The following is a 7,013-nucleotide window of genomic DNA, read 5'->3' on the forward strand; positions in this document are numbered from 1 at the left end:
GGGATTCTCCCGTCACATAATTGAGGTTACGGATCTTCGTCCGATCCGTTTCTTTTATCAAACCGGACAATGAAGTATTATAGACAAAAGGGGCGAAAGTGGGTTTGGCGAACGCATTGTAGTTAAGCGCGATATGACTTGCCGTACTGCCAACAAGGAGAACCATATCCACGTCCGGATCATTTTGTAATTTATCTATGCCGCTTTTGACCCGTGCGACAGAAAAACTGGCATCAATCCGTTTGGATTCGGGAAAGCTCAGAGCATATTCACCCTCACTGGCTTTTCGTATTTCACGAATCAACGCTGTACGTGCTTCAGAAAGTTTGGAGTTTTCACCGTCCGATACGATTCCGATCGTCAGTACAGGTTGTGCAAACGCTTCTATACCTACGAAACACATACATGTAAAAGCGATAATAATTCTTTTCATCATCATCAATCTTTTTTTAAAATCGTCAAAAACATCTCTATAGATTGATTAATACGCCTCATTAGGTCACCTCCGGTTAGAATCCAGTATTTAGCCATTCCAAAGGTCAAGCCGTCATATATAAAGAATAGCTCCATTGGCTGCACGGTATTTCCGAGAGACTTCGCCAACGGTTCCATTATTTTTTCGGAGATATACATATACATATGCATTAGAGGATTGTTGTCATCAAAAGATGCATGCAAATAAAAGGTTGGATCACTCATCAGATGCTCTTTGATACCATTTTTATTTTTCATAATAGCTTCAAACTTGATGCGGGTAACAACTCTAAGCATTTCAATGGGATCGGTATGATTTTCAAGTTCTTGCTCCATCATCTCTATATAAAATTCGATTTGCCCCATTATGTACTGATTATAGAGTGCCTCTTTGGAACCGAACATACTGTATATAGCTCCTATGGAAACTCCAGCATTTTTCGCGAGATCGACAATCTTCATATTCTCGTATCCGTCACGGATAAAGAGATTTGTCGCTTCCTCTATTATCAAATCGCGTTTAATCTCTTGCATTTTTCTTTTAAATGTCATAACTACTCTTTGATTGATATTTCTTGCATTATGCTAGATTTTAACTTAAAAAGAGAAAAAGGCTCTTTTAATGAATTAAGTTCTTTTTTATATTGATAAAGGCTATAATTTTAAATTCCGCAAAAAGAGGAGAATACAATGGACCGTCTTAGTATTATTTACACGAATGGAAATGAAGAAAAATACCAAATTACAATGGGCGCTCATATTGAAAGCGGATTACATATGCAGCATTTCAAACAATTGATTGAAAACAATATGCTAAAACTCATTATCGATCAAGAACAAATTCACCTAATACCTCTCGCTCAGATTAGAAAAATTATTATTCATCCATCTGAGTCATTATTATCATCTGAAAAGGGATTTGCAGGTTTTTTGCACGTAAAGTTAGATAAAGACACTTTTAATGCTTATGAAACAAACTATTAAGAAGTTCACAAAGCATCCTCTTTTTAAATTCTTTGGCAGAATAACATCAATTTTATTCATTCTCTTGATTATAGGATTTTTAACAATATACAATTATATTGAAAAACAAAACGGTGAATATATCACTCAATTAATTGCACAAACCCAAACAACTTTCGAAAACGAACTAATTCAATATACCTCCCTGTATCCCCAAAAAAATATACAGTTTTTTTTCGACCAACACTATCAACAACTTAGTGATAATAATATTATCAAGCTCGAAATTATTGATTTATCCAATAAGAGAATTTTTCAATATGATAAAACTCCCCTTCCTCCCCATATTACATCTGTTTTTAAAACTATTTCATTATCATCATCAGAGACATCAAAATATATAATGCTTCCGATTAATGATGAAACTTTTGCACTTGTATACACTAAAAAAATCCAATCTTATGACAACAAAGTTTATAGTCTAAAAATGATAATCGCTCTCCCCTCAAACACCATTAATATGATGCAAGATACAATGAAAAAAATCTTCATTTCCGTGTCAATAATTTTAGCTCTGGTTGTTATTAGTATATTTCCTATTGTTTATTATCAATATAGTGCATTAGAGGAAGATAAGTATAAACTTCTTAGAAGCAACTTTCAAACTCTAGCAGCTCTCGGAAATGCCATCGCTCTTAGGGATAGTGATACCGCTGAACATAATTATCGTGTCACCTATTTTGCCATTCGTTTGGCTGAAGTTTTAAGAATGCCGGTCAATAATTTTCCTGCACTTATCAAAGGAGCTTTTTTACATGATGTTGGAAAAATAGGAATTTCAGACTCTATACTTCTTAAACCTGGAAAACTAAGTACAGATGAATATTTATCTATTCAAAAACATGTTGAGTACGGATTGGAGATGATTAGATCAGTCGAATGGTTACAAGATGATACTGCTTCAGTTATAGCCTATCATCATGAACGTATTGATGGCTCAGGTTATCCGAAAGGGATCAAAGGAGAAGATATTCCCTACTGTGCACGTATTTTTGCCATTGCCGATGTATTCGACGCACTCATTTCTAAGCGTCCTTATAAAAATCCACTTAGTGTAGATGAAAGCTTGCTTTTCATTCAAGACAATGCCAATATCTTATTTGATTCGGCTATGGTTGATGCCTTCACATCTATCGCAAGCTCATTATATACTGAATGCTATAATCTTGAAACTGATGCCCTAGAAAAACTTTTCCTTGATGCTGTCAAACCTTATTTTGATAATCTCGATCTTATTTCTCCTAGAAAAGACAAGATATGAAGTTCTACCATTCTTTTATATGTCTTGCAATACTCTATAGTAGTACATTGATCGGTATGGACAATTATGAAGAAGGTTTGAGACTGTATAACGAAGGTCGCTATACAGAAGCCAAATCCAGGTTAGAGAAATCAGCTGAAACTGGAAATCACATCGCTCAATATACTCTAGGCTCGATGTATGAAAATGGTATAGGTACGGATCAAAACATTACCAAAGCGATGCAATTTTATAAACAAGCAGCGTTCGAATACCATCCATTACAAGTAGATTCTAACCATTCATTAAAACAAAACCAACTCTATCAGATCGATCCGGAAAGCGACAAAGTAATGGCTAACTTTGTATCACAATATCTCGATATACCAAAAGATATTGATGAACGTGAAACCATGCTGTCTAAGATTTTTAGTAATTTTGGGATGTTACCGTATGAAAAAACTTTTTTAATTCCTATTGCATACACAAGTGAAAACTTTGAAAAGCGTGATCCAACTATTTATCCTGGATACAATGAATTTAGCAACAATATTGAAACAGAATTTCAAATCAGTTTGAAAAAAAATCTAACTTATGATCTTTTAGGGTTAAATGAAATATTAGGATTTGGATATACTCAAGAAGTTTGGTGGCAGTTTTATTCTGAATCCGCCCCGTTTCGTGAAACTAACTATCGTCCTGAAGTATGGTTATTCATTCCGGTTGAAGACTATTCTTTCTCACAATTTGGTTTAAAAGCAATGAAAATAGCATTTTGGCATGAATCCAATGGCCTCGGGAAACCTTTATCCAGGGAATGGAATCAACTTTACCTTGATTCCATTTTTTATCACGGTAATTTAATAACAACGCTTAGACTATGGTATCCAGATGAAGGGGAAGACAATAAAGATATCACATCTTATCTAGGATATGGACACCTAAAATTGAGCTATATCTGGGGAAAACAGCAATTTGACCTAACATGGCGCAACAATCTCAATTTAAATAACGATAATCGAGGTTCTATAGAAGGAGAATGGTCTTATCCTATTGGAAAATCAAAAAATAATTTTTGGTATTTAAAAGCTTTTAGCGGATATGGTGCCAGTCTAATGGATTATAATCATCATCAAAACCGATTTGGTTTTGGCTTTTTGTTTTCACGGTGATTATTACCATGCATGACACAAAGACGGATAGCTATAGTCAATTTTTAGACTCCCTGAGATCTATAGAAAAAAAGATAGGCAAAACCAATACAATCGAAATTAAAATCGAATTGATTCAGATAGAGTTGGATATTTTCTCGAGCATCGACAAGATAAGTTTTCACGAAGCCATGGACCTTATAGATAAAGTCAAAACCCTTCTCATCTCCATGGAGACCGTAAATAATACATTCTTTCGGATGCCAATATAAGAACTTAATTCTTTTTATGAATTAAGTTCTATTTAAATATTCTTTCGCTTTAATCTATTATCAAACTCAACCGCAAAACAATCTTATTTTATCTATTCTGTAAAGGATGAATCATGAAAGCAGTAGTTATGGCCGGTGGTTTTGGAACACGGATACAACCGCTGACAAATTCAATTCCAAAACCAATGCTTCCAATCCTGAACCGTCCTATGATGGAATACACGATGATGAGTCTCAAGAAGCTCGGAATTACTGATTTCATTGTATTGCTCTATTTTAAACCTGAGATCATCATAGAATATTTCAAAGACGGGGGCAAATTAGGGATCAACATTACCTATGTAATACCGGATGACGATTACGGTACAGCCGGGGCGGTGAAGAAAGCTCAAGAGTACATCGGAGATGAGAATTTCATTATCATCAGTGGAGATCTCGTGACTGATTTTGATTTTCAAAAAATATTTGATTATCATAAAGCCAAAAACTCCAAACTTACCATCACCCTGACTTCGGTCGATAATCCGTTAGAGTTCGGCGTCGTCATCGCTAACGAAGAGGGGAGAATCGAGAAGTTTCTTGAAAAGCCGAGCTGGGGAGAAGTATTCAGCGATACGATCAATACCGGTATCTATATTATCGAACCTGAGATTCTCGATTATATCCCTAAAAATGAAAATTTCGATTTTGCCAAAGACCTTTTCCCAATGCTAATGAATAAAGGAATCGAACTTATAGCAGGATATGCAGAGGGATATTGGCGCGATGTCGGGAATCCAGAGAGCTATCGTGATGTATATGAGGATATCCTCAGCAAAAAGATTAATCTCAGTCTCGGAGGAGAACCTCATAAGTATCCTGAGTCTATTTCACTGTCCGAAGAAGATACTGCCATCGATAAAAGTGTCGAGATCGTAGGGATCGTCGTAGTTGGGAAAAACGTTACGATCAAAAAAGGGGTTAAGCTGAGCAATGTCGTGATCGGAAACAATGTCACGATTGCTCAAAATAGCAAAATTAAAAATACGGTGATATGGAACGACGTTATAATTGGAAAAAATGCCAAGATGGACGGTTGTATTATCTGTAATGATAACCATATCGGTAAAAACTTTGCCGCAAAAGCGGGGATGATACTTGCCGAGGGATGTGATATTGGTGAATTGGTTAGTATCGAAAAAGATATTACCATCTGGCCAGACAAGGTGATCGAAGATGCTTCCATTATCAGCCACAGCGTTATTTTGGGAAGTAAATATAAAAATTCAATTTTTGAAAATGGGATGGTTATCGGAAAGTCCAATGTCGAACTCTCCTGTGAAATGGTGACCAAGCTGGCGGAAGCATTCGGCGCTCAACTTCCAGTAGGATCGACGGTACTGGTATCGCGAGACAACGATAAAAGTTCGCGAATGCTGAAGAGGGCATTTCTAGGGGGTCTCCTTTCCTCCGGTATCAACATCGTCGATTACAATGCGATTCCCACTGAAATAATGCGATGCAGTCTCTCATCGATAGACGAATACTGCGCTGGAGTCTATTTTCACCAGAAAATCGACGATCCCACCAGTACCGTCATTACATTTTACAATCATGAGGCACTCCGGATCAATAGCGATATGGCCAAAAAAATCGAAAAAGCATTTTTCAAAGAGATATTCCGGCGGGTCGATTATGAACGTATCGGACAAATCATTGAGCTTGACCACAAAAAAGAGTACGGCCAGTATAAAAAAGAGATGGAAGAACTCTTGCAATCGCATATGTTTAAATGCATCGACTGCCGAATCGCCGTGGACATGATGCACGAGATGGCATCGGACGTTTTCCCCGATATCCTTAATGATCTCGGGATCGATCATATCCTCTTCAATGCGTACCGTGATGAACAGAAACTGTTTAATATTAAAGCCCTTTCCAAGCGCTCCTACGAGGATATGGGTTCCGTCATCCGTGCACTTAAACTGAATGCCGGATTCATGATCTATCCGCACGGTCAGCGTTTAGAGATCATATGCGACGAGGGAATCCCACTCACAAAGCAGTCGGCCCTGTATGTAGTCATGACACTGCTGAATATGGAAGCCAAAGCTCTCGGAACGACCAAGCGGGTCTTCCTACCCTCCTGGGCAGCCGATATCATCTATTTTGACCATCTGGAGACCGAGCGGGGGCAATATTCCAATTTTAAAACCGCTCAGATGAAAAAATACGATTTAATTGCCACCGGTGAAGGAAATTTCACTTTTACCGAGTTTGCAACCCACCGTGATTCAATGTATGCGACGCTGAAAATACTGGAGATGATGGTTCATCACCGTGTCAAACTCTCCAAACTGATCGATGCCCTGCCCAAGTTTTTCTACCGCAGTTTCCAGATTCCCTCTTCTCAGGCGATGAAAGGAAAAATGATGCGTATGCTCCTTGATGACGCCAAAGGAAAAGAGTTTTCGACCCTTGACGGTGTCAAAATATGGCTGGATAAGAACGACTGGATACTGATGATCCCTGATCAGTACAGTGATCATCTAAACCTCTATATACAAGCCGAAAATGATGAAAAGGGCCAAGTAATTCATCAATGCTATACCAGTAAAATCGAAGGATGGATGAAATTGAATCAGCCTAGAAATTTAGAATAGACGGAGGAAAAAATATTATTTGTATTTCCTATTTTTCGATGGATGTATATATGGTACGTTTTATATTCACAATGCGAATCAAAGAAAGGTGAATATAAGGCGAATATAGCTATCTTTCTAGCAAGATTTATTGATATTTATCGACACAATTCATTAGGAGAGAGAATGAGACTTATTACAAATCCGATACTTTCGACAGGTGCGGCCATCC

At 37.2% G+C, this 7,013-nt stretch carries 5 protein-coding genes and 1 pseudogene; 4 read left to right on the plus strand and 2 right to left on the minus strand.

Going from position 1 to position 7,013, the window contains the following annotated elements; translation table 11 throughout:
* A pseudogene (locus WAO38_RS10660) lies at positions 1–436 on the minus strand (hypothetical protein); the annotation flags it as partial.
* Positions 437–438: 2 nt separating this feature from the next.
* The gene (locus WAO38_RS10665) at positions 439–1,026 is read right to left on the minus strand and encodes a TetR/AcrR family transcriptional regulator (protein ID WP_422236950.1); all 588 of its coding nucleotides are present in this window, start codon (positions 1,024–1,026) and stop codon (positions 439–441) included.
* A 138-nt stretch (positions 1,027–1,164) separates the two neighbouring features.
* On the opposite strand from WAO38_RS10665, the gene WAO38_RS10670 reads away from it, so the two are divergent.
* From WAO38_RS10670 to WAO38_RS10685, 4 genes are all read left to right on the plus strand, one after another.
* Positions 1,165–1,458 carry a hypothetical protein gene (locus WAO38_RS10670; protein ID WP_422236952.1) on the plus strand — a complete coding sequence of 98 codons (294 nt, stop codon included), beginning with the start codon at positions 1,165–1,167 and terminating at the stop codon, positions 1,456–1,458.
* Positions 1,442–2,758: an HD-GYP domain-containing protein gene (locus WAO38_RS10675; protein ID WP_422236953.1), complete on the plus strand. Its 1,317-nt coding sequence runs from the start codon at positions 1,442–1,444 to the stop codon at positions 2,756–2,758. Before WAO38_RS10670 ends, WAO38_RS10675 begins: the two co-directional genes overlap by 17 nt.
* 56 nt (positions 2,759–2,814) lie before the next feature.
* The gene (locus WAO38_RS10680) at positions 2,815–3,909 is read left to right on the plus strand and encodes a phospholipase A (protein ID WP_422236957.1); all 1,095 of its coding nucleotides are present in this window, start codon (positions 2,815–2,817) and stop codon (positions 3,907–3,909) included.
* A gap of 364 nt (positions 3,910–4,273) precedes the next feature.
* The gene (locus tag WAO38_RS10685) at positions 4,274–6,802 is read left to right on the plus strand and encodes a sugar phosphate nucleotidyltransferase (protein WP_422236955.1); all 2,529 of its coding nucleotides are present in this window, start codon (positions 4,274–4,276) and stop codon (positions 6,800–6,802) included.
* Positions 6,803–7,013 lie beyond the last annotated feature (211 nt).

This window comes from Sulfuricurvum sp. (assembly GCF_049277495.1).
Taxonomy (GTDB): domain Bacteria; phylum Campylobacterota; class Campylobacteria; order Campylobacterales; family Sulfurimonadaceae; genus Sulfuricurvum.